General features: G+C 45.4%; 13 protein-coding genes. 8 read left to right on the top strand and 5 right to left on the bottom strand.

Annotated features, from left to right (window positions below):
* The first annotated feature begins 178 nt into the window (after nucleotides 1-178).
* The 4 genes from AC1RJL_RS14885 (at nucleotide 179) to AC1RJL_RS14870 (ending at nucleotide 9,232) form a co-directional block, all read left to right on the top strand.
* Nucleotides 179-2,665 (top strand): glycoside hydrolase family 9 protein, encoded by a 2,487-nt coding sequence (locus AC1RJL_RS14885; protein ID WP_492915374.1) that lies wholly within the window; start codon nucleotides 179-181, stop codon nucleotides 2,663-2,665.
* 336 nt (nucleotides 2,666-3,001) lie between these two features.
* Complete coding sequence (locus AC1RJL_RS14880; RefSeq protein WP_492915372.1) at nucleotides 3,002-6,064, top strand: TonB-dependent receptor; 3,063 nt, start codon at nucleotides 3,002-3,004, stop codon at nucleotides 6,062-6,064.
* A 132-nt stretch (nucleotides 6,065-6,196) separates the two neighbouring features.
* Complete coding sequence (locus tag AC1RJL_RS14875; RefSeq protein ID WP_492915371.1) at nucleotides 6,197-7,711, top strand: tryptophan halogenase family protein; 1,515 nt, start codon at nucleotides 6,197-6,199, stop codon at nucleotides 7,709-7,711.
* A gap of 12 nt (nucleotides 7,712-7,723) precedes the next feature.
* Complete coding sequence (locus AC1RJL_RS14870) at nucleotides 7,724-9,232, top strand: tryptophan halogenase family protein (protein WP_492915369.1); 1,509 nt, start codon at nucleotides 7,724-7,726, stop codon at nucleotides 9,230-9,232.
* A 122-nt stretch (nucleotides 9,233-9,354) separates the two neighbouring features.
* Here AC1RJL_RS14870 and AC1RJL_RS14865 read toward each other — a convergent pair whose 3' ends face one another.
* The 3 genes from AC1RJL_RS14865 to AC1RJL_RS14855 form a co-directional block, all read right to left on the bottom strand.
* Nucleotides 9,355-10,869 carry a tryptophan halogenase family protein gene (locus tag AC1RJL_RS14865; protein WP_492915367.1) on the bottom strand — a complete coding sequence of 505 codons (1,515 nt, stop codon included), beginning with the start codon at nucleotides 10,867-10,869 and terminating at the stop codon, nucleotides 9,355-9,357.
* Between the two features lie 155 nt (nucleotides 10,870-11,024).
* Entirely contained in the window at nucleotides 11,025-12,542 is a 1,518-nt protein-coding gene (locus tag AC1RJL_RS14860) for a tryptophan halogenase family protein (RefSeq protein ID WP_492915365.1), read from the bottom strand.
* Between the two features lie 101 nt (nucleotides 12,543-12,643).
* A complete protein-coding gene (locus tag AC1RJL_RS14855; RefSeq protein ID WP_492915363.1) occupies nucleotides 12,644-15,658 on the bottom strand; it encodes a TonB-dependent receptor in 3,015 nt (1,004 codons plus the stop codon).
* Nucleotides 15,659-16,191: 533 nt separating this feature from the next.
* Between AC1RJL_RS14855 and zigA the strand changes: the two genes are divergently transcribed.
* Complete coding sequence (zigA, locus tag AC1RJL_RS14850; RefSeq protein WP_492915361.1) at nucleotides 16,192-17,397, top strand: zinc metallochaperone GTPase ZigA; 1,206 nt, start codon at nucleotides 16,192-16,194, stop codon at nucleotides 17,395-17,397.
* Between the two features lie 80 nt (nucleotides 17,398-17,477).
* On the opposite strand, the gene AC1RJL_RS14845 is transcribed toward zigA, so the two are convergent.
* A complete protein-coding gene (locus tag AC1RJL_RS14845) occupies nucleotides 17,478-18,218 on the bottom strand; it encodes a tellurite resistance TerB family protein (RefSeq protein WP_492915360.1) in 741 nt (246 codons plus the stop codon).
* A gap of 166 nt (nucleotides 18,219-18,384) precedes the next feature.
* Here AC1RJL_RS14845 and AC1RJL_RS14840 point away from each other — a divergent pair, with 166 nt between their 5' ends.
* From AC1RJL_RS14840 to AC1RJL_RS14830, 3 genes are all read left to right on the top strand, one after another.
* Nucleotides 18,385-18,810: a type VI secretion system tube protein Hcp gene (locus AC1RJL_RS14840; RefSeq protein ID WP_492915358.1), complete on the top strand. Its 426-nt coding sequence runs from the start codon at nucleotides 18,385-18,387 to the stop codon at nucleotides 18,808-18,810.
* 145 nt (nucleotides 18,811-18,955) lie between these two features.
* Nucleotides 18,956-20,005 (top strand): CobW family GTP-binding protein, encoded by a 1,050-nt coding sequence (locus tag AC1RJL_RS14835; RefSeq protein ID WP_492915356.1) that lies wholly within the window; start codon nucleotides 18,956-18,958, stop codon nucleotides 20,003-20,005.
* A gap of 167 nt (nucleotides 20,006-20,172) precedes the next feature.
* The gene (locus AC1RJL_RS14830; protein ID WP_492915354.1) at nucleotides 20,173-22,593 is read left to right on the top strand and encodes an acyl-CoA dehydrogenase; all 2,421 of its coding nucleotides are present in this window, start codon (nucleotides 20,173-20,175) and stop codon (nucleotides 22,591-22,593) included.
* Nucleotides 22,594-22,750: 157 nt separating this feature from the next.
* Here AC1RJL_RS14830 and AC1RJL_RS14825 read toward each other — a convergent pair whose 3' ends face one another.
* Nucleotides 22,751-24,298 (bottom strand): hypothetical protein, encoded by a 1,548-nt coding sequence (locus AC1RJL_RS14825; protein WP_492915353.1) that lies wholly within the window; start codon nucleotides 24,296-24,298, stop codon nucleotides 22,751-22,753.

Here is a 24,298-nt window from a genome sequence, read left to right as displayed (position 1 = left end):
AAGAGCGACTGCTTAACATTATTTAACCTATATCGACAAATTTATTGTGACTCCTTACTGCCACATAGGTTTATGCTTTTATCTGACCTGACTATAAGCGCTGCAATAATGTTGCAGCGCTTGGATAATCGCGTATTCCAATAACATTTTATTCTTATAACAATAGTGGCATTTACCTATGAACAAATCCGCATGTGCGGCGATCATGCTCGCGGCCTCAATGATGTTGGAAACTCTCGCTGTTGCTGATGAACTGGCATTAAACAATCAGGATTATTTCGAAATGCAGGGGCTTAACGTCACTGTGTTTAGCGATATTTATCCCGATGGACATCAAACCGGTGTAACGGTAATCCAGCACGGTAGTCGTGTTGCGGCCAATGGCGATTTGCGGCTGGAAATTTCTCCCGGCCAGTGGTCGCCCATGCCGATGGGTGGAAAGCAGACGGTTGATAAGAAAACACAGACTATTAGCCAGACGCTTTCTTATCCCGACCCCAGCAAAGACCGCAAAGGCTTCAATCCAATTATTTATCCCGACCTGAAATTTTCCTATCAGGTAAATGTGACTGCGTTAAAAAATAATCAATTCAACATCAGCGTCGATCTGGAAAATCCGCTGCCAGCAGATTGGGTGGGAAAAATTGGTTTCAATTTTGAAATTTTCCCTGGCGAATTTTTTGGAAAATCCTGGTTATTAGATGATAAGACGGGAATTTTTCCCCGGCAGCCGAATGGTCCTTTGGTGAATCCGCACGGTGAGTTTTTAACGGCAGCGCTCGCGACCGGAAAAAAATTAATTGTCGCGCCTGACTCCGACAAGCAGCGGATGACAATTGAAAGTAACACCGGCGAGCTGGAATTATGGGACGGTCGTGCTAACCATAACAATGGTTGGTACATAGTACGTGGTGTTATTCCGGCGAATAAAACCAAAGCAGCATTGGAATGGGTAGTGACTCCCCATGTCATTAAAAACTGGATCTACGAACCGGTGATTCAGGTATCGCAAGTGGGATATGGCACGGAGCAGCCCAAACAAGTGGTGATTGAGCAGGACAAGCGCGATACCAAAGCATCGGAAATAAAGATTTATAAATTGTCGGAAAATGGAAAAACTGAAGTAAAAAAAGCCAAGGTAAAGCCATGGGGAAATTTCCTGCGCTACCAATACATGACTTACGATTTTTCGGATATTAAACAACCGGGCATGTATCAAATCAGCTACCGTGATAAAACTTCGCATGCATTCAAGATCGGCGATGATGTTTTATCTCGCCATGCATGGCAGCCTACGCTCGAATATTTTTTGCCGGTGCAAATGTGCCATATGCGCGTCAATGAAAAATATCGTGTTTGGCATGGCTTGGATCATCAGGATGATGCGCTAATGATGCCGCTGAATTTCAACCATATCGACGGCTATATTTCTGACGGCAGCACACGTACCAAATTCAAATCCGGGGAGCGTGTCCCCGGTTTGGATGCGGGTGGCTGGCACGATGCGGGCGATTACGATTTGCGTGTTGAATCGCAGATGGGCACTGTGTGGTTACTTGCCACTATGGTCGAAGAATTTAATTTAAATCACGATGCCACCTTGATTGATCAGGAGAAAAAGCTCGTCGAGATTCATGTCGCCGATGGCAAAAATGATGCGCTGCAACAAATCGAGCACGGTCTGTTAAGTGTACTGGGTGGTTATAAAGCCATGGGGCGTTTGTATCGCGGCATTATCGAACCGACGATTCGCCAATATGTGCTGCTGGGCGATGCTATGGTGCAAACCGATAACTTGCCTTATGACCCATCATTGAACGAGGGTGAAGTAAAGAACGGCAAATCCGGCACACCGGATGATCGCTGGGTGTTTACCGAAGATAATCCCGAGCGCGAACTGGATGCCGCCGCAGGTTTGGCTGCTGCTGCGCGGGTGCTGAAATCCTATAATCCGCAAATGGCCAAAGATGCGCTGGATGCGGCGCAGAGTCTCTACAAAATTGCCGCGCCAAAAACTCAAAAGCAGGACGTGCGTATTTTTGCATTAGCAGAATTAATATTGGCAACAGGTGACAATGTATATCGCAATGAATTGATTAGCCTGCAACAGTATATTGTGAGCGATATCGAAAAAACCGGCTGGGCGATCGGACGTGTTATGCCATCTATCAAGCATGAAAAGTTTGTCAGTGCAATTAACAACGCAGTTGAGGCCTATCAAAAAACTGTACGCGAGCGCGCTAAAACAGAATCACCTTATGGCGTTCCTTATAAACCCAACATCTGGGGGGCAGGTTGGAGCATCCAGGAGTTTGGTGTTAAGCAGTATTTCTTCCATAAATCCTGGCCGCAATTTGCAAGCACCGATTCCTATGTGAATGCGCTTAACTTTATCCTGGGTGTCCACCCAGGTGAAAACACGCAGAGCTTTGCCTCGGGTGTGGGCGCTAATTCGGCGCTGGTTGCTTATGGGGTGAATCGTGCGGATTGGTCTTATATTCCGGGTGGGGTAATTTCCGGTACCGCATTAATTCGTCCCGATTTACCGGAATTAAAAATTTGGCCATTCTTCTGGCAGCAAACTGAATATGTGATGGGTGGCGGTGAGGCTAATTACATGTTTTTGGCGTTGGCAGTGGATAAATTAAATACCGCAAAAGAATAATTTTCGCTCCTCATTTGTTTAGGCGACAAAAGCCAAGTTATTCCGTTTTTTGTCACCTAAGCTCCCGCCTTTTTATTTACGCATTGCATTTCATAAGCCATATTTATTCCTGCTTGGTTATCAAGTTACTGTTTTTTTTTGTAAATGGCATATCGATATCTTTCACTATAATTTTTATCTAATTGAAAAATATGGAAGTTTTGTAAGTGTTTCGAATCTACTCACCGTTGACAACGTTGTCTGTTTGGCAATATGTTGTTTGTCGACAACGTTGTCGGATATTGGTTCCACATTGTTGTTGGGCTTTATCACACTAAAAATAGCAAGGGGAAAGTCATGACGAATACACTAAGAGATGCAATCAGGCTGGTGAATCGCAAGGTCGTGTTGTGCGGTTCAGCGGCAACCCTGGCAATGCTCGCTGCTGGCGTGCAAGCGCAGGATGATATTGAAGAGGTAGTTGTGCAAGGTGTACGGGCTGCACAGGAGAGTGCGATCAACACCAAACGTAATGCCGCGTCTATTGTTGACGGAATATCGTCAGAAGATATCGGTAAGTTGCCTGACGTAACTATTGCAGATTCTCTGCAGCGTATCCCGGGTATTCAGGTTACTCGTACCGCGGGTGAAGGTGGTCCAGTTCAGATTCGTGGCTTGGGTAATGTAGGTTCCTCGTTAAATGGCGAAACGTTCTTAAGTGCGACGACTATTGACCAATCAGCAGCTGACTTTGGTGATCTTCCATCGACATTGTTCTCTGGTGCAGACGTTTATAAATCGCCATTGGCAACTAATACTGCAATCGGCATTTCAGGCACCGTTAATTTGAAAACTCGTCGTCCATTCGATATGGGCGATGGCTGGACCTTCGTTGGTACCGGTGAAGTAGACCAAGGATCAATTAGTAAAGAAGATGACCCAACTTTTACTGGTTTGGTTAACTGGAAAAATGATCGTATTGGTTTCCTGCTTGCCGGTGCAACCACTGAGAAGAATTTGGCCTCTGACTTTAACGGTTATTTCGATACCTCTGAAAATGGTGGTATTGGCGCTACCAATAACAGTCATACTTGGGGTGAAACTCCTCTCGGTGACCCTAATATTCATCATTTGGTCCCGCAAGGCTTTGCTGCATTCCATAAGGCGGAAGAGCGTCAGCGCGATGGCTTGAATGCATCATTCCAAGCTGATTTGGGCGACGGTTTTGAAATTGTTGCAGATTATTTTTATAGTGACCAAGAACGTTGGAATCGCCGTGCAGGGTTTTCACACAATAACCGTTGGCAAACATTTGCTAACTACGCTACTGCAACTGAATACGGTAAAGACAGCTTTACTTATGAAGGAAATGAGTGGCGTTCGGTAACTGCATTCAGTGCAGAGCCTTATCGTTTGCAGTCATTCGCCCAAACAAACTATAACCACGAAAAATCGCAAAACTATAATTTTGAATTAAATTATGACAACGATGGTGCTCTGACCGGTCAAGTCCGGTTGACCCGTGCAGATGCCAATGCTGCGATGCGCCATGGCTACGGTGAAGGCGATATGCTCAGCATCGATACCGGTGAAAATGGTCCTGCTGGCAGTGGTAGAAACTGGGTAGATGGCCCTGGCGGCTTGGTTCCAGCGAGCCAATGTGATACTTCACGCGGTGACTTGGTGGTTGGTGTAAATGGCGGATGTTTTGCTGCTTATTCACCGGGTGCGATTGAAAGCCGTTTCCGCATTGGTTATGACACTGCTGGTTCACACCCAACCTTTAGTGGTTTTGATCAAGTTGTTAATGGTGGGAAAGGTGCTCGCACCGTTGCGCAATACATGGCGGATATCGATACTTATCATATAGGTGCATTCTCTTCAGAAAATAACACTGATCGTGATGCGACTCTGGAAACTTTTAGTACTCGCTGGAATTACGAGTTTGAAGATCAGCCATTCTTAACCAGTGTCGATTTTGGTGCGCGTAATAGTAGTCGCTCAGTGGACAGTAGCCAATTTTCTTACTTCGGTAAACTGAATGGTGGTTGTGCCGCGCAATGGAAAGCAGTAGATCAGTTTGCTGGTTCTACCTCAGCTTGTGATCCCACATTGGCTCAAGGTGAGTTGGTTACCGGTGTTGACCAGGATGGCAGGGCATATAACAACGAATTCGTAAACTATACTTTGTTCAAGCCAACCCGTTTGGATGAGCACAATAAAGTTATCTGGGTTGACGACTTTGGTGGTGTGAAAGGTATTCCTGGTGTGTGGGTAATCGATCCTCATACTTTCGATAACACTCTGGCGTTCCAGGAAAAAGTATTTGGCCCGCAATCCAAAATAATTAATCCTGGCCAGTCCTTTAGTGTGGAGCTGGAAGAGTTCAGTTATTTCCTGCAAGCTAACTTGGCGTACGGTATTGTCAGCGGTAACGTTGGTGTGAAAGTAATCGAGACTGATCTCACTATTATTGCGAATGAAGTTGGCGCTCAGTTGCCGCACTCAGGTACTAACGTTGATACCGGTGATGTAGTAACCAAGCGCTCGTATACAGATTACCTACCTTCTTTGAACTTGGTTGCAGATGTTGCTGAAGATGTGAAGATCCGTTTTGCATACGGTGAAAGCATGATGCCACTCAACCTGTTGCAATGGGGCGGTGGTAAATCTGTAGGGCGTGTATTTAACAACGACTGTAACTGTATGCGTGTTGCTAACGGTAGCTTGTCTGGTAACCCCGATTTGGATCCAATTCGTTCTACCAACTATGATTTATCTGCCGAGTGGTATGTAGGTAGTGCATCTATGTTAAGTGCAGGTCTGTTCAAGATCGAAATCGATAGTTTCATCGAAGACGGTACAGTAATGGTTGATGAGCCAGATTCCGATGGTGTGCGCCGTGGTCCATGGCAATTCACCTCATTGGTGCAAGGTAAAGGTGGTGAAGTTCAAGGTGTGGAGTTAGCTGCAAAAGTTGCGCTTAGTGACATAACTGATGCTCCTGTGCTTAGCAACATGGGCTTCGACCTGAACTACACTTTGTCTGATAGCTCCCAGGAGCGTAAAGGTTTTGGCGGTAAAGAGTTGCCATTCACTAACAACTCTAAAGACACTTACAACGTAGTAGCTTGGTATGAAAACGAAGTAATTTCTGCGCGTGTTGCTTACAACTTCCGCTCTTCACGTTTGATTACGCCGGGCAACCCTGCGACTGCACAGCAATCATTGTATCAAGATGACTATGGTCAAATGGATGTTAATTTGACGTATAACATTAATGACCAATGGGCTGTGTACTTGAACGGTTCTAACGTTCTGGAAGAAATCCAACAAACTTATGTAGAGTTTGAAGATCAAAAAGCCTTCCAAAACATTTATGAAGCTCGTTGGGCATTGGGTGCACGCGTTAAATTCTAAATTTTTTATACAAAATTTTAGTCAGATGAAACTGCGTTAGTGCAAATAAAGCCACGGTAATCAATTACCGTGGCTTTATTCTTTTGCGCATAATAAAGTAAATAATAACGTTATCATCCTCTGGGACAATCCATGAGCGAAAACTATCAAGTCAAATCGATTATTATTGCTGGTGGCGGCACCGCCGGTTGGATGACAGCGGCAAAATTAAGCCAGCATTTTTCCAAAACTGACATCAGCATTACGGTGGTTGAATCCAGTGTAATAGGTACGGTTGGTGTAGGTGAGGCGACAATTCCCACCTTGCGTCGTTTTTATCAGTCGCTGGGTATGGACGATATGGATGTAATACGTAAAACCAACGCCACCATAAAATTAGGTATTGAATTTCAGGATTGGTATAAACCGCAAACATCATTTATTCATCCGTTTGGCTTATTTGGACACGAAGCCAATGGCATTCGCTTCCATCACTACTGGCTCAAATTACAACAAATGGGTGATACCACCGAGCTGGAAAAGTATTCGCTCGGTATTGCGATGGCACGAGCAAACAAATTTACTTTTCCGGCAGAAAATCCGTCATCACCTCTATCTGTTTTTGATTGGGCATTGCATTTTGATGCAGCACTTTTTGCCAAGCTTATGCGTGAGCATGCGTTGGAAAATGGTGTTACTCATATAGATGCGAACATTAGCGCTGTTAACCTAAACCCCGACAATGGTTTTATTGCAAGCCTGATGCTGGATGGGGAGCGGGAAATTGCTGCAGATTTGTTTATTGACTGCACTGGTTTTAGTGGGCTACTAATTTCCGGCACATTAAAAACACCTTACGTTGATTGGAGCAAATGGCTTTTATGTGATCGAGCTATGGCAGTGCAGTCAGAGTTGGTGGGCGATCCGGCAATAAGAACAGTTTCAAAGGCACATTCTGCTGGTTGGCAGTGGCGAATTCCTTTGCAGCACCGCCAGGGCAATGGCCATGTATATGCCAGTCAATTTATTGATGATGAAAAAGCCGAAGAAACTTTATTGCAAAATATTGAAGGAAAAATTTTACACGCACCGCGTAAATTTAAATTTACTGCCGGGCGTCGGGCGCAGGCCTGGAATAAAAATTGTATTGCGATAGGCCTGGCCGCCGGATTTTTAGAGCCGCTGGAAAGTACCAGCATTGCTCTTATCGAGACCGGGATCGAAAAAATTTGTGGATCTTTCCCGGCACCGCATTTCAACCAAGAAAAAATTAACTATTTCAACCAGGTAACGGCGACCGAATGGGAACGCATTCGCGACTTTATTATTTTGCACTACAAGGCAAGTCATCGCGATGACAGTGAATTCTGGCGGTACTGCCGTGCAATGTCGGTGCCGGAACCTCTGCAGCAAAAAATTGATGCCTACCGGGAGCGCGGTGACTTATTACATTATCCATGGGAAATATTCCATCCGGATTCCTGGTTGGCAGTTTACAGTGGATTTGGATTTTATCCCCGGCAGTACAATCAAAATGTGGATCGATTAAACACCGACTATCTGCGGCAGAGTTTAGCCAGTATGAGAAAATCTATTAATGATGCTGTTACTGGATTGCCAACGCACCAGGAGTTTATTAACCAGCATTGCAAAATGCCCATGCAATAAGGCACGCAATTTATGAAACACACGGGAAATCCGCTGGGTTCAATTTGTATTGTTGGCGGTGGCACAGCGGGCTGGATGGCGGCCAGTTTGCTCAGCAATATTTTACATGGCACCGATACTAAAATTACGCTAATAGAATCACCGGATATTGCGACTATCGGCGTAGGTGAGGCGACGGTACCATCATTTATGGCATTTCTCAAAGACGCACGCCTTTCTACCAAAGAATTTATGCAGGCAACTGCGGGTACTATCAAGCTGGGTATTCGTTTTGAAAACTGGTATCAGCAAGAACATCATTTCCTTCACCCGTTTGGAAAAATCGGTCGCAGTATCGACGGCCATGAATTTTATCAAGTCTGGTTGAAAACCCTGGCGGACGGCAATACTACCCGATGGATGGATCATTCACCCGCAGGCATCATGGCAGAGCAACACCGTTTTATGACGGAAGCGCAGCTGGTGAATACTCCGCTTGCCAGTTACGGTTATGCGTTACATTTGGATGCAGCCCACGCTGCGCGTTATTTGCGTGACGTTACACTTGCCCGCGGTGTTGAGCGTATTGAGGGCACAGTTGCCAGCGTGCAGACTGATACACGTCAATTTATCCAATCGGTCCAGCTCACTAACGGCCAAACAATAGCGAGCGATTTTTTTATTGATTGCACTGGCTTTAAAGGTTTATTAATTTCCGAAACGCTCAAAGTGGGTTACGAAAACTGGTCCAATTATCTTCCGTGTAATCGCGCTGTTGCTGCACAGACGGAAAATACCGGCGATCCTTCGCCTTATACCCTCGCCAGCGCGCGTGCAGCAGGGTGGACCTGGCAAATCCCATTGCAACACCGCACCGGTAATGGGTATGTATTTGCAAGCGATTACTGTTCTGATGATGAAGCTATTCAGACATTGATGAATGTGGTTGACGGTAAACTTATCAATGAACCGCGCATTATTCCTTTTGCGAGTGGGATGCGGGAAAAAATTTGGCGCAACAACTGTCTGGCGTTGGGATTATCTTCCGGTTTTATCGAGCCGCTTGAATCCACCGCGATTCATTTGATTTATCGCACCTTGGTGCATTTTATTCGCAACTTCCCCGACCAATATTTTGATTGCCATTTGCAGCAGCAATTTAATCGTGAGATTGCGCGTGATTATGTAGAAATTCGCGATTTTGTGATTTTGCATTATTGCACCACCCAGCGTGAAGACACCGCATTTTGGCGTTGGTGTAAAACGATGGAAATTCCCGATAGCCTGCATGAAAAGATTGAACAATTCCGCCATCGCGGTCAATTGCAGCATCATCCGGAAAATCTTTTTGGGACAGACAGCTGGTATTCAATATTAGAAGGAATGAATATTCGTCCGAAAAAATATCATCCCTTGGCGGATGCATTGGACAGTCAAAAATTAGCGCAGTCCTTAAATCAAGGTGCTAGAGCTATCCGCGATACAGTGTCGCAATTGCCATCGCACGGTGAATTTATTCGACAAAATTGCCCTGCAACATAGATTGTGCCAGTGCAGGTTTCGCTGTTCTCCCTCAGGCATGCCCTAAACCCATCTGTGCGAACTTGTCATGGCGGTCTCAGGGAGAACAGTGAAGTATGCTATGGGTATTATGCTGTTAATAACTAATCAAAATCCGGTGCAACACAATGCCTGCGAATAAATTCCGCGTGGCTGGTTGCATTCTTTCCAGCTTGATCAAGTGCCTGTTTGATTTTTGCTAATTGCACAGCAATATCGGTGTCTTTAAAGTGATCGATACGATTATCAGTACGTTCCGGAATAATTCCAAAACCATTGTAAATACTTAACCAACTGGATTTTTCAAACGCCTCTGGCTCGTGTTGCAATAAATAGCCGCTACTTTTAAATAATTCTATTTTGTGTTCAAGACTGGGTGGAATTTCCATTGCCTGGCAATAGCGCCAGAATTCCGTGTCAGTGCGCTGGGTGAGTTTGTAATGCAACACAATAAAATCGCGAATGCGTTCCATTTCATGTTGATGGCGGCGATTTACTTCGTTAATCATAGCTTGATCAAATGACATATCGGGAAAGAACGTCAGTAAATGTGTAATACCCGTTTGGATCAATGAAATACTGGTGCTTTCCAATGGCTCGATAAATCCCGAGGCCAAGCCCAGTGCATAACAGTTTTTATTCCAGACTTGTTTACGGCGACCTGCTTTGAATGCAAAAGGTTTGGGTGTATTAATGGTTTTTCCACTAATGTGTTGCAATAAAGCTTCTTCTGCTTTTGCTTTGTCCAAAAACCGACTGCAAAAAACATAACCATTACCGGTGCGATGTTGCAGGGGAATTTGCCACATCCAACCTGCATCCAGCGCGGTAACGCGAGTGTAAGGTGTTGGTTCAGTTGTATTCAGCGATTGCACCGCAACGGCTGCATCGCATAACAACCACTGCTGCCAATCTTCATAACCGGTATGCAGGCTCTCTTCAATTAACAAACCTTTAAAGCCGGTGCAGTCAATAAATAGGTCGCCTTCAATAAGCTGGCCATTGTCCAGTAACAGTGATTCAATAAATCCATCAGTTTCGCGCAGGGTTACTTTTTCAATTTTTTGGTCGATGTGTACTACCTCGCGTGAAACGGAAAGCTCACGCAATACTTTTGCATAAAGTGCAGCATCAAAATGGTAAGCGTAGGAATAATCTGCCAATGGGTTGTTGGGGTTTTCCAACGGCTGGGCAAAATTATTGTGTTTGGCCAGCTGTGTGCCAATCGAGTAATCGTGTAAATCTTCGGCCGGATTATTTTTTTTCAGACGATAAAAATAATGCTGGAATTCTACACCGCTGAAATTAATACCGTAATCAGCAAATGGATGAAAAAAACGGTCGCCCGGTTTGCGCCAGTTTTCAAATTGGATACCCAGTTTAAAGCTGGCGCGCGTAGCGCGAATAAACTCCAGCTCATCAAGACCAATAGAATTATTGAATTGCACAATGCTGGGAATGGTAGCTTCTCCTACACCAACAGTGCCAATCGAAGTGGATTCAATCAGTGTAATCTTGATGGGCCTATCCGCTGCAAAGCGCGATAAACTGGCCGCGGCCATCCAACCGGCGGTACCACCACCGACAATGACTATTTTTGAAATAGGTGGGTGCGACATTAGTGAAATCACCTGCTGTGTGTGTTGCTATCATTATGCTGTGGCAGTCATCTTCGTATGTATTTTATTGTTTATAACACACGTGTGTGATTGCCATCATAGCTGATTTTATCGCCAGCAGGTGATGAGGCAGTGGGGCCTCTGATTGATTATTACTATGCGATAATATTGCGTTTGATGAAGTCCAAATGTGTCGGTACTCCTTTTACGGTATTGGCGATACTCGCTGCTATATCGTTCAATTCTTTCTCAACCAGTTGCGCATCAAAATCATCGACAACAGGATGGTAATAGTCGGGTTGGATATTGAAACCGGAAAACATGGCGAGCCAACTGTTGGTACCAAAAAAATCCAGTTCATCAACTTGCGGTTGGCAGGTTTGTTTGAAATGTTCAATGCGCGCTGCAAGCGTGTCCGGAATACTCATCATGCGGCATTCATCCCAAAATGCATGGCCATGGCGTTGGTTGGCGTAGTAATGCAGGATCAGGAAATCGCGTAATTTTTCCTGCCGGATGCGCAAGTTGCTATTAACCGTGTCGACCAGTGTTTGGTTGTACTGGTTATTGGGAAAGTGGTTCAGCAATAACGTCAGGCTCGACTGGATTAAATAAATACTGGTGGATTCAAGTGGCTCCATAAAACCGCTCGCTAACCCCAGACAAAATACATTTTTATTCCACGCCTTTTTGCGCATACCCGTAGTGAAGTGGATAAATGTGGGATCGGCCAGCGCTTCACCTTCAAGATTCGCGCACAATTGTTCGGCAGCAGCTTCATCGGAAATAAAATCGCTGCAATAAACGTAACCATTGCCGACACGATGTTGCAATGGAATGCGCCATTGCCAACCTGCATCCATTGCCAGTGAACGGGTAGCTGAAGCGGGTGCGAGTATGCTGGTGCAAGGCATAGCGACAGCACGATCGCAGCGCAGCCATTGGTCCCAGGGTTCATAGCCGGTTTTGAGTGTCTTTTCGATCAACAGGCCGTTAAAACCGGAGCAATCAAGAAAGAATTCACCTTCGATTTTTTCACCGGTATCCAAGTCCAGTGATTGGATAAAACCGCTATCGGAACATTGATTAACCTGTTGGACATTTGCCTGGATATGTTTTACGCCCAGCTTTTGCGCAACGCCGCTCAAGTAATTGGCAAACAAACCAGCATCAAAATGAAATGCGTAATTAAAGCTCGATAATTCAAGATCATTGTTCGCTTTTGGCAACGCAAATTTATTGTGCCGCGCCATTTGCACGGCGAGACAGTAGGCATCCAATGCTTGCGCTTTATGTTGTGCACGCATTTTGGCCCAATAATGATGGAAGGGAATGCGGGCAATACGTGCACCGTAACTGGCAAATGGATGGATAAATTTTTCTCCGGGTTTGTGCCAGCCATCAAAATCAATGCCGAGTTTGTACGTCGCTTTGGTCGCGCGCATAAAATCGACTTCATTGATATTCAGGTCTTGCAGGAATTCTTTGATATAAGGGACGGTTGCTTCGCCTACACCGATAATACCTATGTCGGAAGATTCGACTAACATAATCCTGGTAACGCCTTGCTTAAATCGATTGGCCAATGCCGCTGCTGCCATCCAACCGGCAGTGCCGCCACCGATAATCACAATTGAGCGAATGCGCGAGTCCGCTGTAGTTGTACCGATCATAATCAAGCCTGCAATAGGTTATTAAAAAACAGTGAAGATAGAGCAAAAAAAGGAGCAGATTTGCATCTGCTCCTTTCCCGTTACTGCGAGTGTAGCGTCAATTAAAACTTGTAGTTAACACCAGCGGTAATACGACGTTCAAAAATGTTATAGGAATCAATAAAATCTTCCCACTGGGTATAAGTGATGTTGTCTTCTTCGGTCAGGTTGTTAACTGCCAGAGTTATCTGTAAGTCTTCAGTGACATTGTAAGAGGCGGTCACATCAACGAATAATGTTTCTTTCAAGTAGCGTGGCATACCTTTGTCCGTGTTGGTTGGATTCCACATCCAGCCAGAGGTTTTGCCCTGGTATTGATCGCCAAGATAGTTGGCTGCAATACGCGCTTCGAATTTATCGTCTTGATACCACAGCACCAGGTTCGCTTGGTCTTCAGCGGTATTGTTGAATGGTGCTACGCTACCATCAGGTAACAATTCGCTTGAAGGACTTTCGGTAGGTGAATAGGTATAGTTGAAAGTAATACCGGTATTGCCGAACAAGCCAGGCAGGAAATCAAAACTTTGTTGGTAGGAGAACTCCCAACCTTTAACCGTTCCGCCTGAGCCATTGGTAACGGTTTGCTCTTCACCACCGCGACGTATTACACCATCACTGTCAGCAAGGGTCGGATTCTTTTCGATTTTTGTGTAGGTGAAACTGTCTACATCAATATTGAAATAACCCAGAGACACAATTGCATTTTCAGTTGGATACCATTCACCGGCAATGTTAAATACATTGGCTGACCATGGCTTCAGATAAGGATTACCATTATTTTGACGCGAGCTTACGCGTTGGAATGGCTCTTTTACCGATTCGCCATTTACTGGATCAGTAACAGTTTCTTCACCGCTCAGGTAAGTAATAGTACCTTGGCCCAAACGATCAAGATCTTGCAACGTCATACGTTTATCAAATGCCAAACGCACTTTGAAATCGTCTGAAATTCCAATGTTCAGGTTCAAACTTGGCAAGAAGTGATTGTAGGTAACATTGGTAACTTTATCGCCGAGGTCCATGTAAGTGGTGTGGTTTGGATCAGTGCCCGCCAAAATCAGCGGATTGAGTTTTTGCGGATCGGTAATATTTTGCGTTACAGTCAGATCGGTTTTTACGTAGCGCACACCGGTATTACCGCTGATGGTGAAGGTATCATTCAGCGCTTTATCAAAATTTGCCTGGAAGTGGAAACTTTGTTTGCTATCGGTAATTGCGTAAGAGCGATCCGGATTGATAAGGCGTTGGCCTTTACCGTACAGCATATCGTTAAACGCAATCGGGTCATTAATTTTGCGCGTGTCGATCATCGGGATATTAACGTTCAACCCTTTTAGCGCATCACCGAAATTGCTCACATTGTTGATGTAACCATTCAGTTTTGAATCGGTAATTTCAATAACGGGCAATGGATCGTAAGTCAAACCTGCAGCAGTACCATTGCTACCGGCCTGGCCAGTTGCATAACCCACTTCGTGATATTTATTCAGCAACTCAACGCCATCTTTAATTACGCCAGATGGAGAAAAGAATGACATGTTGTTGAACTTGGTGGCGCGATCAGAAAAACGATAACCGAAATCAACCGAGGTCAAACCTTCATCGGCAAATTTGAAATTACCATCAAAGCGCAATACATCCGAATCAGCTTCTGCATAGGTACTGTCGATCCATCCTGAGTGCAAATACCAGGCTTCCGGATTCGCCATTTTGGTAATCATGGTTGGATCCAATTCCGCTAACACGCTATTACTGTTTAATTTCACGTGCATTGGATAAACCAGACCGTCGTTAATTGCACCCGGATTGATATTTACTGGATCGGTAGTTGGCGAACGCTTCACTATCAATGCGTTACTCACTTGCGCAAGGGTGAGGGTGTTGTTGTCGTTATCGGCATGGCCAGATACCCAGCGCACACTACCGGTGAATGCATCACCGTTGTCGTATTTCAATTCCACATTGGAATTGAGCGCAGAACTTTCGCGGTAATCACCCATCACACCCGCACGGAAACCGGACACCATCATGTTCATGTCGGTCGCATAAAAAGGTTGGCCACCGAGGGTGCCATCGCCAGGATTAATAATCGCAGGCTTGCCGGTTTCCAACGTGTATTCATGGAAGCCAGCACGGCCGCCAATTTGGTTGCCCAAATAAATAAATTGACCTGCGGCTTTCTCATCCATATCGGTGTAGAAAATATCCGCGTTCAAGGTAAGCGCATCGCTCACGGCCAAATTGAAGTTGTAGGCCAGACCCAAACGCTCGCGCTCGATTTCGCGCGCAGAAAATTCCGGGCTGTTCCAGCTCATCGGATTGATGAAATCGCCGTTGGTATTGCCATTGCCGTCGAGGTCAGCACAGCTGGTGCTGCAATCCCAGCTTTCGGCAACACGGTCAGCACGCAGGCGGCCCTGGTTTTCAGCGAGAGTAGAATCGCCATAGGAAAATGCCAGCGACATAGCCGCTTTATCATCAAAGTTCCAACCCACCAAACCACTTAATTCCGGATCGGTAGTTTCGGTGATGCTGCCGGTGCTGCCTTGTAAACGCACAGAACCGCTAAAGCCTTCATCCAAATCCAATGAGCGACGGGTCAGAATATCAATGCTACCGCCAATACCGCCTTCCAATTGCGCGGCCGATTGGGATTTGGATACGTTCAAACCGGAAACCAGGCTCGCTGGTACATCGGTAAAGTTAACGCCGTTAGTGGTCATACTCGCCGGCGTCAGGAAATATTCGCCGTTCATGGTGCTTAATACCTGGCCCATGCCGCGAACACTGACCTGGCTACCTTGGCCGCCGCTACGGGCAATCTGGATACCGGTAATACGTTGCAATGAGTCGGAAATGGTGGTGTCGGGCAACTTACCGATATCTTCGGCTGCAACCGAATCAACAATCTGGGCCGAGTTACGTTTGATATCGATCGCTCTCTCCTGAGCGCCGCGAACGCCGCTGACAACGATTTCTTCGACCGCATTTTCTTCCTGCGCATAGGCTCCGGTAGCAATACAGGTTGCAATCATCGTCGACAGCAACGTCTTACTAAAACGTGCAGAACTTCTCATGTGTGCGTCCTCTAGTTTTGACTTTTTATATGAATAAACCCTGCGGAATTCGATTGGCAGGTTCTCAGTCAGAACAGCGGCGCTAAATGGCTATGCCTGACCATCCCGTGAGATGGACAGAATCCTATTTGTAATCGTTTACATTTTCAAACTTTTTGTGAGATAAAAAAGTGCAAAGAAGGATTTTTATCAGTTAAAAAATTGATATTTTTGCGCCAAATTGGGGCGGATTAAATTTGATTATATGCACTATATTGATGATAAATATAGGTTTTTTTGCCATACTATTGAAATAGTCAATATTTTTATGGGCAAGATATGCTCATTTATTGTTCTTATGGAAAAGCGTAAAAAATTTGTAAACGGTTACATTTTGTTACTTAAGGTGACAAAAATATTTCTAACACATCATGTCTTGAAATGCTTGGCGGTGTGAGCCGTGCCTATTTACTGACAGTCAAATTCTCCTTATCTTGCTTTTATTTTGTTATGTTATAACATGTAATTTAAGTGCAAAATAAGCGAGGTTAACAATGAACTTATTGCCGGTAACTGTGCTGTCGGGATTTTTGGGGGCGGGCAAAACGACTTTGCTCAACCATATTTTGAATAATCGCGAACAGCGCCGTGTGGCGGTGATCGTGAATGATATGAGCGAGGTTAATATTGATGCGGCGTTGGTACACAACCAGGTCGAATTGAGTCGCGCCGAAGAAAAGGTGGTGGAGATGAGCAATGGTTGTATCTGCTGCACTTTGCGTGAAGACTTATTAATCGAAGTCACCCGCTTGGCAAAAGAAGGGCGGTTTGATTATCTGGTTATCGAATCGACCGGTATTTCCGAACCATTGCCAATCGCTGAAACCTTCACCTTCGCCGATGAACACGGCGAAAGCCTGTCGCAGATTGCGCGGCTGGATACCATGGTGACGGTCGTCGATGCGGTGAATTTTTTAAATGATTATTACGATGCATTATTGCTGCAAGAAACCGGTGAAAGTTTGGGTGAAGGTGACGAACGCAATGTGGCCGATTTATTAGTTGATCAAATTGAATTTTGTAATGTGTTGTTAATCAGTAAGACGGATTTAATCAATGCGCAACAGCTGGTCGAACTCACGGCGATTTTGCATAGTTTGAATCCTAACGCAGAAATTATTCCGATGATTAAAGGTCAGGTGCCGTTAGAGAAATTACTGAATACTAATAAGTTTGATTTTGAACAGGCGCAACAAGCGCCGGGTTGGCTCAAAGAAATGCGCGGTGAGCATGTGCCGGAAGCGGAAGAATATGGCATCAGCAGTTTTACCTATCGCGCGCGTAAGCCGTTTCATCCGGAAAAAATTTATAACTTTTTTTCCAACCCTAATATCAAAGGAAAACTGTTGCGCTCAAAAGGTTTTTTTTGGTTGGCATCACGTCCGCAGTGGGCAGGGCAGTGGAATCAGGCGGGTGGTATTGCCCAGCACGGCGCGGCGGGAATGTTCTGGAAAGCAATTCCTGAAGATCGCTGGCCGGTTGAACAAGAATATATCGATTCCATTATGGAAAAGTGGCAGGAACCCTTTGGTGATATGCGCCAGGAGTTAGTATTTATCGGCCAGCATCTGGATAAAGAATTGGTGACCACACAATTGGATAATTGCTTGCTGACCGATGATGAATTACTGCGCGGACAGGATTATTGGAACACATTGCACGATCCATTTCCGTTATGGATAGCGAGTGAGGATCATTAAAAAGGTAGGCTGAAAAAATAAAAATCCGGCAATCCATATTATTGGGTTGCCGGTTTTTCTAATGGCGCGTTTTACTAAATTTATTTGTAAACCTGAATCGCTTGTTTAGCCTGGGTGGTCAATTCTGTTTGCAGTTCCGGCTCCAATTGCAATTGTTTTGCCAGTTCTTGCAAGTAAGCGCGTTCCATGAAGTTTTCTTCATCGACAACTAAAATACTGGCCAAATACATTTCTGCCGCTATTTCCTTCGTAGTGGCAACAGCGGCAATTGCGGTTGGATCAAGCGGTTTTTTCAATTCAAGATCAATCCAGGTAAGCAAGTTGCTATCCTGGGTTAATTTACCAATTTCACCATCAATTAATTGGCGCTCGCGCTCATCAACATGACCATCTGCTTTAGCTGCGGCGATCAATGCAATAAGAATTGCGCGGCTGTGTTGCTCGGCTTGTGCTGGCGGAATGCGATCAATTGTCTGTGGCTGCGGAGCAGCGGCTCCTGTTTGTTGTTGCGCTTGCCAGTTGCCGTAGGCTTTGTAAGCAATTGCACCGAGTGCAGCCAAACCGCCGTACGTGAGTACTTTGCCACCCAATTTGCGGCCTTGTTTGCTGCCGAGCAGTAAACCTAACGCGCCACCGCCTAAAGCAGCACCGCCTTTACCCGATAAAAAACCGGTCAAGGCGTCGAGTGGAGAATTATCCGCTGCTTGTTGGTTGTTGGATGCTTGCTGCCAATTGCCGGACTGCGGTGTATTGCCTCCTTTGTTCTGCAGCATATCGGTGCCTGCTTTGAGCAATTGGTTTAATAAATTGGTGGTGTTCATTCCTGCTTTCCTCTGGGCATTTTTCACTGTGTCTGTTCAGATGTCATTCATAGGGTTGGCGTAGTCTAAAAACAACCCGCACGAAGTGTTAATTTTTGTCGGCCAAACATAATTCGCTGTTCCCAGGTTTACAGTCCTTGACAGCACCATCATTTGGGGAATTATCATGAATAAGCAAGTTCGTATTTTTATCAGCATCCTCGTATTAAGCGTTTTTTCACCACTAAGTTCGTTTGCGGCATCCGATATCTTTATAAAAATCAGCGATGAAAAAGGTGAATCCAGAATAGTCCAGTGTCCGGGCAGTAGTTGCGTGGTAAATGATTTACCAGCGGGTAGTTATCAAGTGGAAGTGTGTGATGAAAAAGGTGTGGCAGTGAAATCAGATGTTGCATTGAGCCACTCCATTTCAGGTCCGCGCGACTCAGCCAGTGGATTAGCAACCGGTAAACGTATGCATAAGCCCATGACGATTACCAAAGAATTAGATAAGAGTTCGCCCAAACGGTATGGCTTGATTCTCGCGGATCAAGGTTCACAAGTTGTTATTCAGGCGCAAGACTTTAATTCATCTCGCTCAAACAAGGATTAATAACTTTTAGCAAATTGGATAAGTCGGGATCGTTAATCGGGTGGGCAATAGCTTACCCTTTTCATTTTTAAGGTTTGGATAAGTGTGCCAGTGGTAGTTTCGAGCGGTAGAATACTGCTATCTATTACCACCATATCGAGTGATTATGACATCCGCTACACCTGATTCTGCTGACGAAATAAAACTAATTCCCACTAACATCATCACCGGTTTTCTGGGGGTAGGAAAAACCACGGCGATTACTCACTTGCTTAATACCAAACCGACAGATGAAGTGTGGTCAGTGCTGGTGAATGAGTTTGGTGAGATTGGCATCGATGGCGCTTTGTTAAAAAATACCAACGCCCATGTGCGCGAAGTGCCCGGTGGTTGTATTTGTTGTGTGGCCGGGCTGCCGATGAAGATAGCGTTGAATATGTTAATCGCCAAAACCAAACCGGATCGCATTATTATCGAACCAACGGGCTTGGGACACCCGGAAGAAATTATCAACACACTGACCGGCGAATATTACGCTAGTGTGTTGGATTTGCGCGCGACAATTACTTTGGTCGACCCGCGCAAATTGAGTGATACACGCTATGTCGACAATGCTAATTTCAAAGACCAAATTGCCGTTGCTGATGTATTGATCGCGAATAAAAGTGATCTTTGTGCGGCGGAAGATCAGGCCAAGTTCGATGACCTGGTCACTGGTTTTAATCCACCGAAACAAGCTGCATTTGCGGTACAGCAGGGGCAATTGGAATTGGTTTGGCTGGATTATCCACGTAAAGCCCATACGCTTGGGCATCCGCAATATCACGCGACCCAACGCGACAACCGTTTACGTAATCCTCAACATGAACTTTATAACGCCGCGATCCAATTGCCGGAAGGCCAGGATTTTTTACGTCGTGAAAATCAGGGACAAGGATTCTATTCCTGCGGCTGGATGTTCCAGCCTGCTATCCACTTTGACTTCAACCAACTCTTTGGCTGGATGACCGGCCTGCAGATGGTGCGCGCCAAAGCGGTGATGCACACTGATCAAGGCGTTTATATGTTCAATGCCGAAGATGGTGTATTAAGTGTGAAACCGCTAATGATGGATGATGGGCTGGAACTACTCGACAGCCGTATTGAATTAATTAACGGCGCGGCCATGATGATCGATGAATTGGAAGTTGAACTCTTGCAGTGCCGGATGCCCTAAGGCTAAGGAGTAAGTGAATCCTTATGGTGCAGCGTATCATCAGAAAGAACCAATGTAAGCACTAATGCGACGCAGGAATTCTCACCAACTTAACGGTATTGAGCTAAGGTTAAGGGTAGAGTTATCACCGAAACTTACAAAAACAAAACCTTTCAGGGGTCTAAAAAATGATGCTATTGCTCTCTCTATTGGCGATATGGGTGCTGGTCGCCGTATTAACCTACCACCAGGTAACATTGGTTGTTTCGTCGTGCTTAGTGCTTATCGCCTGGTTGGGCTTGGGTCTGTTGGTCACACCCCATATGTTCTCACTCTGGTTAGTTGTGCCATTGGTCATTATTCTTGTGGTGCTTAATGTGGGTTTTGTACGCCGCGCACTGCTCACCAAACCTGTATTTGCGATGCTGAAAAAATCCATGCCGCCGATCAGCGCCACCGAACGCGACGCTTTGGAAGCAGGCACCACCTGGTGGGAAAAAGAATTGTTCAGCGGTAGCCCGGACTGGAGCGAGTTTGCGCAAATCAGCTTGCCGCAATTGACTGCCGAAGAGCAGTCGTTTCTGGATAACGAAGTCAATGAATTGTGTGAATTGCTGGATGAGTGGGATATCCAGAACAACCGCAAAGATCTTTCGCCCGCGGCATGGCAGTACCTGAAGGATAAGAATTTCTTTGGCCTGATCATTCCCAAAGAATACGGTGGACGCGATTTCAGCCCCCACGCGCAAAGCCGCATTATGAGCAAAATTGCCAGCCGTTCAGGTACCGCCGCAGTGACCGCGATGGTGCCCAACTCCCTTGGCCCAGGTGAGTTATTGGTTAAATACGGGACTGAAGAGCAGCGCCAGCGTTGGTTGCCGGGTTTGGCCGACGGCACGGAAATTCCCTGCTTCGGTTTGACTGGCCCCGAGGCCGGTTCTGATGCAGGCTCAATCCCCGATACCGGTATCGTCTGTAAGGGCCTGCATGAAGGTAAAGAGGTGATTGGTCTCAAACTCACCTTCAGCAAACGCTGGATCACCCTTGCACCGGTTGCGACCGTAGTCGGTTTGGCGTTCAAGGTTTACGACCCTGAGGGCTTGCTTGGTGATGCCAATAAAAAAGAATACGGCATTACCTGTGCGTTGATTCCGGCCAAACATCCTGGTGTGGAAATCGGTCAGCGCCACAATCCCGGCTCGCCGTTTATGAATGGGCCAATTTTCGGTACCGATGTTTTTATCCCCGCCGATTGGATTATCGGTGGTCCGGCAATGGCCGGTAAAGGTTGGCGTATGCTGATCGAATGTCTCGGCGCTGGCCGCGGTGTCTCTCTGCCGGCCTTGTCCACCGCCAGCGGCGAAATGAATTACCGCATGGTGGGTGCTTACGCCAAAATCCGTCGCCAATTCAATATGGAAGTCGGCAAGTTTGAAGGTGTGCAAGAAGCGACGGCAGAGATTGCCGCGAGTGGTTATGCACTTGAAGCCATGCGTCAATTTGTTACCAAAGGTTTGGAAACCGGCGCGCCTTCAGTAATGACCGCAATGGCGAAATACCACGCAACTGAATTGATGCGCAAATCGGTTGAGCATTCAATGGATGTTGTTGGCGGGCGTGCAATCCAGAAAGGTCCGCGTAACTTCCTGGTGGCTTCCTATCATTCAGTGCCGGTGGCAATTACTGTAGAAGGTGCAAATATTTTAACGCGTTCCTTGATGATTTTTGGCCAAGGCGCGATGCGTTGCCATCCATTCCTGTTTGAAGAAATGCTCGCCATGCAATTGGAGGATGGCAATGAAGGCTTGAAAAAATTCGACAAACTTTTTTCCAGGCATCTCGGGCATATTTTCAGTAATTTGTTACGCACCAAATTGTTAGGTGTTGTCGGTGGCCGCTTGAGCAGCATCCCGGCGAACGCAGATGATTTCAGCAAACGCTGGTATCAACGTATCAACTTGTTGAGTGCGTCGCTTGCATCCATGTCGGATATCGCATTGGGTGTGTTAGGTGGAAACTTAAAGCGTCGCGAATTATTGTCGGCGCGTTTGGGGGATGTGCACAGCCAATTGTTCATCGCCAGTTCGATTTTGAAATTCCATTCGGCCCATGCGCGTACCCTTGCAGAAGATGCACACGCTGAATACGCGCTCACTCGTGCGCTCTATATCGCCCAGGAAGCACTGCGCGATTTTGCTGATAACTTCCCGCAAAAATGGCTTGCCAAACTCGTTTGTTTTGCGACTATGCCGTTCGGTTCAATTGTGAATAAACCGGATGACAACTTGATTCGCGAGTTGGGCGATTTGATCATGGAAGAAAATCCCGTGCGCCAATTGCTCGGGCAATATCTCTACGTCAGCCATGATCCACAAGATGCATTTGGTCGCGTAGAAAGCACCTATCAATTGTTGTTGGCATTAGGCCCAGTGTGGAATGCGTTCCTTAAAGCGAAAAACAGCGGAAAAATTTCCGGTGCGACCACCGAGGAATTGGCAAAAGATGCAGCAGCAAAAAATATTATCCAGCCGCACGATGTTGCTCGCGTAGTAGAGTACGATGCACGCCGCTTCGACTGCCTGTTAACCGATGCGTTTGATAAGCTGTAAATACAGCGGTTTTCGGTAGGTAATAAAAAAACCCGCTTTGGCTGGTTTTTTTATTCGGCGATCATCAGTTTTATAAACCATCGTCAAAAAATGAATTTTCATCAATGATTGAATTAGCAGTAGAGAATGCTCCCTCAATATGAGGGAGCATAAATAATTACTCTTTTTTTGCGTTCATTGCATTAATGACCATAACTGCTGGAATCACAATAACACTGGTGATAAACATAAACGCAAGCCAGACAAGAATGGTTGCTTTAATATCTATTAGGATGCGATTCGATAAAACATTATTGGTCACTGGTATATATAGTTGGTCTTTAACACCTGAAGACTCAATGCTGAGCTGCGTATAAAGACGTTCTGAAATTTGGTAAAAACTTACCAGCTTATCGAGAAGAATAGGCATTTCTTTCTTTGTGGACTCAAGATAGGCTTTGTATTCCTCTGTTTTTTGAATGCTGATTGATTTCCTTACCGCTGTAAGAATCTGTTCAGCATCCTGGATGTTCAATTCAACATCTGCAATTTGTCTCATCAAGCTAATCCAATCATTATGCAATTCTTGACGGTATCTTTGCTTATCAGCATCACCAGACAAACTCAGCAGCTTATCAACCAGATCCGAATTAATTTCAGAAATGGCAGCGCTATTTCCTGTTGATACCCCTGTGCTGATGTTTGAGCTTTGTGTATAGGAGTCGTAAATAGTTTTTACAGAAGCTGCTTTTCTATTTAAAGCTGCCAACTGCAGATTTAGCCGTTTAACCCTATCTTGGTAATAATAAATAGTTCTTTGTGCAGAGTCAGTTAGGCCGAGCTCACGGACGGGTGCAACGAGAGCACCTAGCAAATAGTTGTTCATATCCTCTGATGCATAGGTTAGATCCAGAATTTTCATGCCTGTAACTGGATCGGTAATAGATTGCGCTCCTTCAAATTCACTTAATTTGTTGATATTTAATTTCAAGGTTTGAAGCTTTTCTCCAATAATGTCACTAGCGACAATAGGATCTTCGTTTAATATGAGTTCTTTGTTAATTGAGTTCGCAGAAGCCAATTGAACATTAATATTCAATACACCTTTCTGTTTAATGGCGATGTCTGCCCAAATAGAAGGAATATCATTCAATAATCTATTGGCGACCTCCTTTGGCAGTTCCTTTCTGTCAAGGCGCAAAGTAATCAATGCCTCTCCTGAGGTTGCCTGTTCAATATCTTTTTCCATTTGCTTCTGCAATTCACCCAACTGATCGGCCGTCAACCGTTTATCGCCCATCAAAATACCATAACGTTTGACGATTAACGGATATTGTGGTGAGTAAGGCGCAGCAGTTAACGCTGCTTGTAATTCAGAAACACTAATTCCATATTCCTTGATGCTATTACGGTCGTAGGCAATTTTAACAACAGCAGGAGACACGATATCGTTATAGGCAAATTTTGCCCCGTTAGGGAATATCAATTTATGGGCATTAGGGAACATCAGGCGAATTGGTTTGCTATACGCCATTTCCTGGGTCAATAGTGAGATTTGAACAGCTTTAATTCCGCCATAAACTGCTGACACAATAATTAATGCAATTAGCACGTGCTTCCAAGTCGCCAAAGCGGATTTAAAGAGTTTTAACAAATCTATTTCGTCATTGGGTTGTGGTTCATAAATGGATGGCGTGCTCAAGTGAAGCTCCTTTGTAGTGGTCAT

The organism is Cellvibrio sp. GW822-FHT04B05, from assembly GCF_058800985.1.
This window is presented reverse-complemented; position numbering and strand designations above follow the sequence as displayed.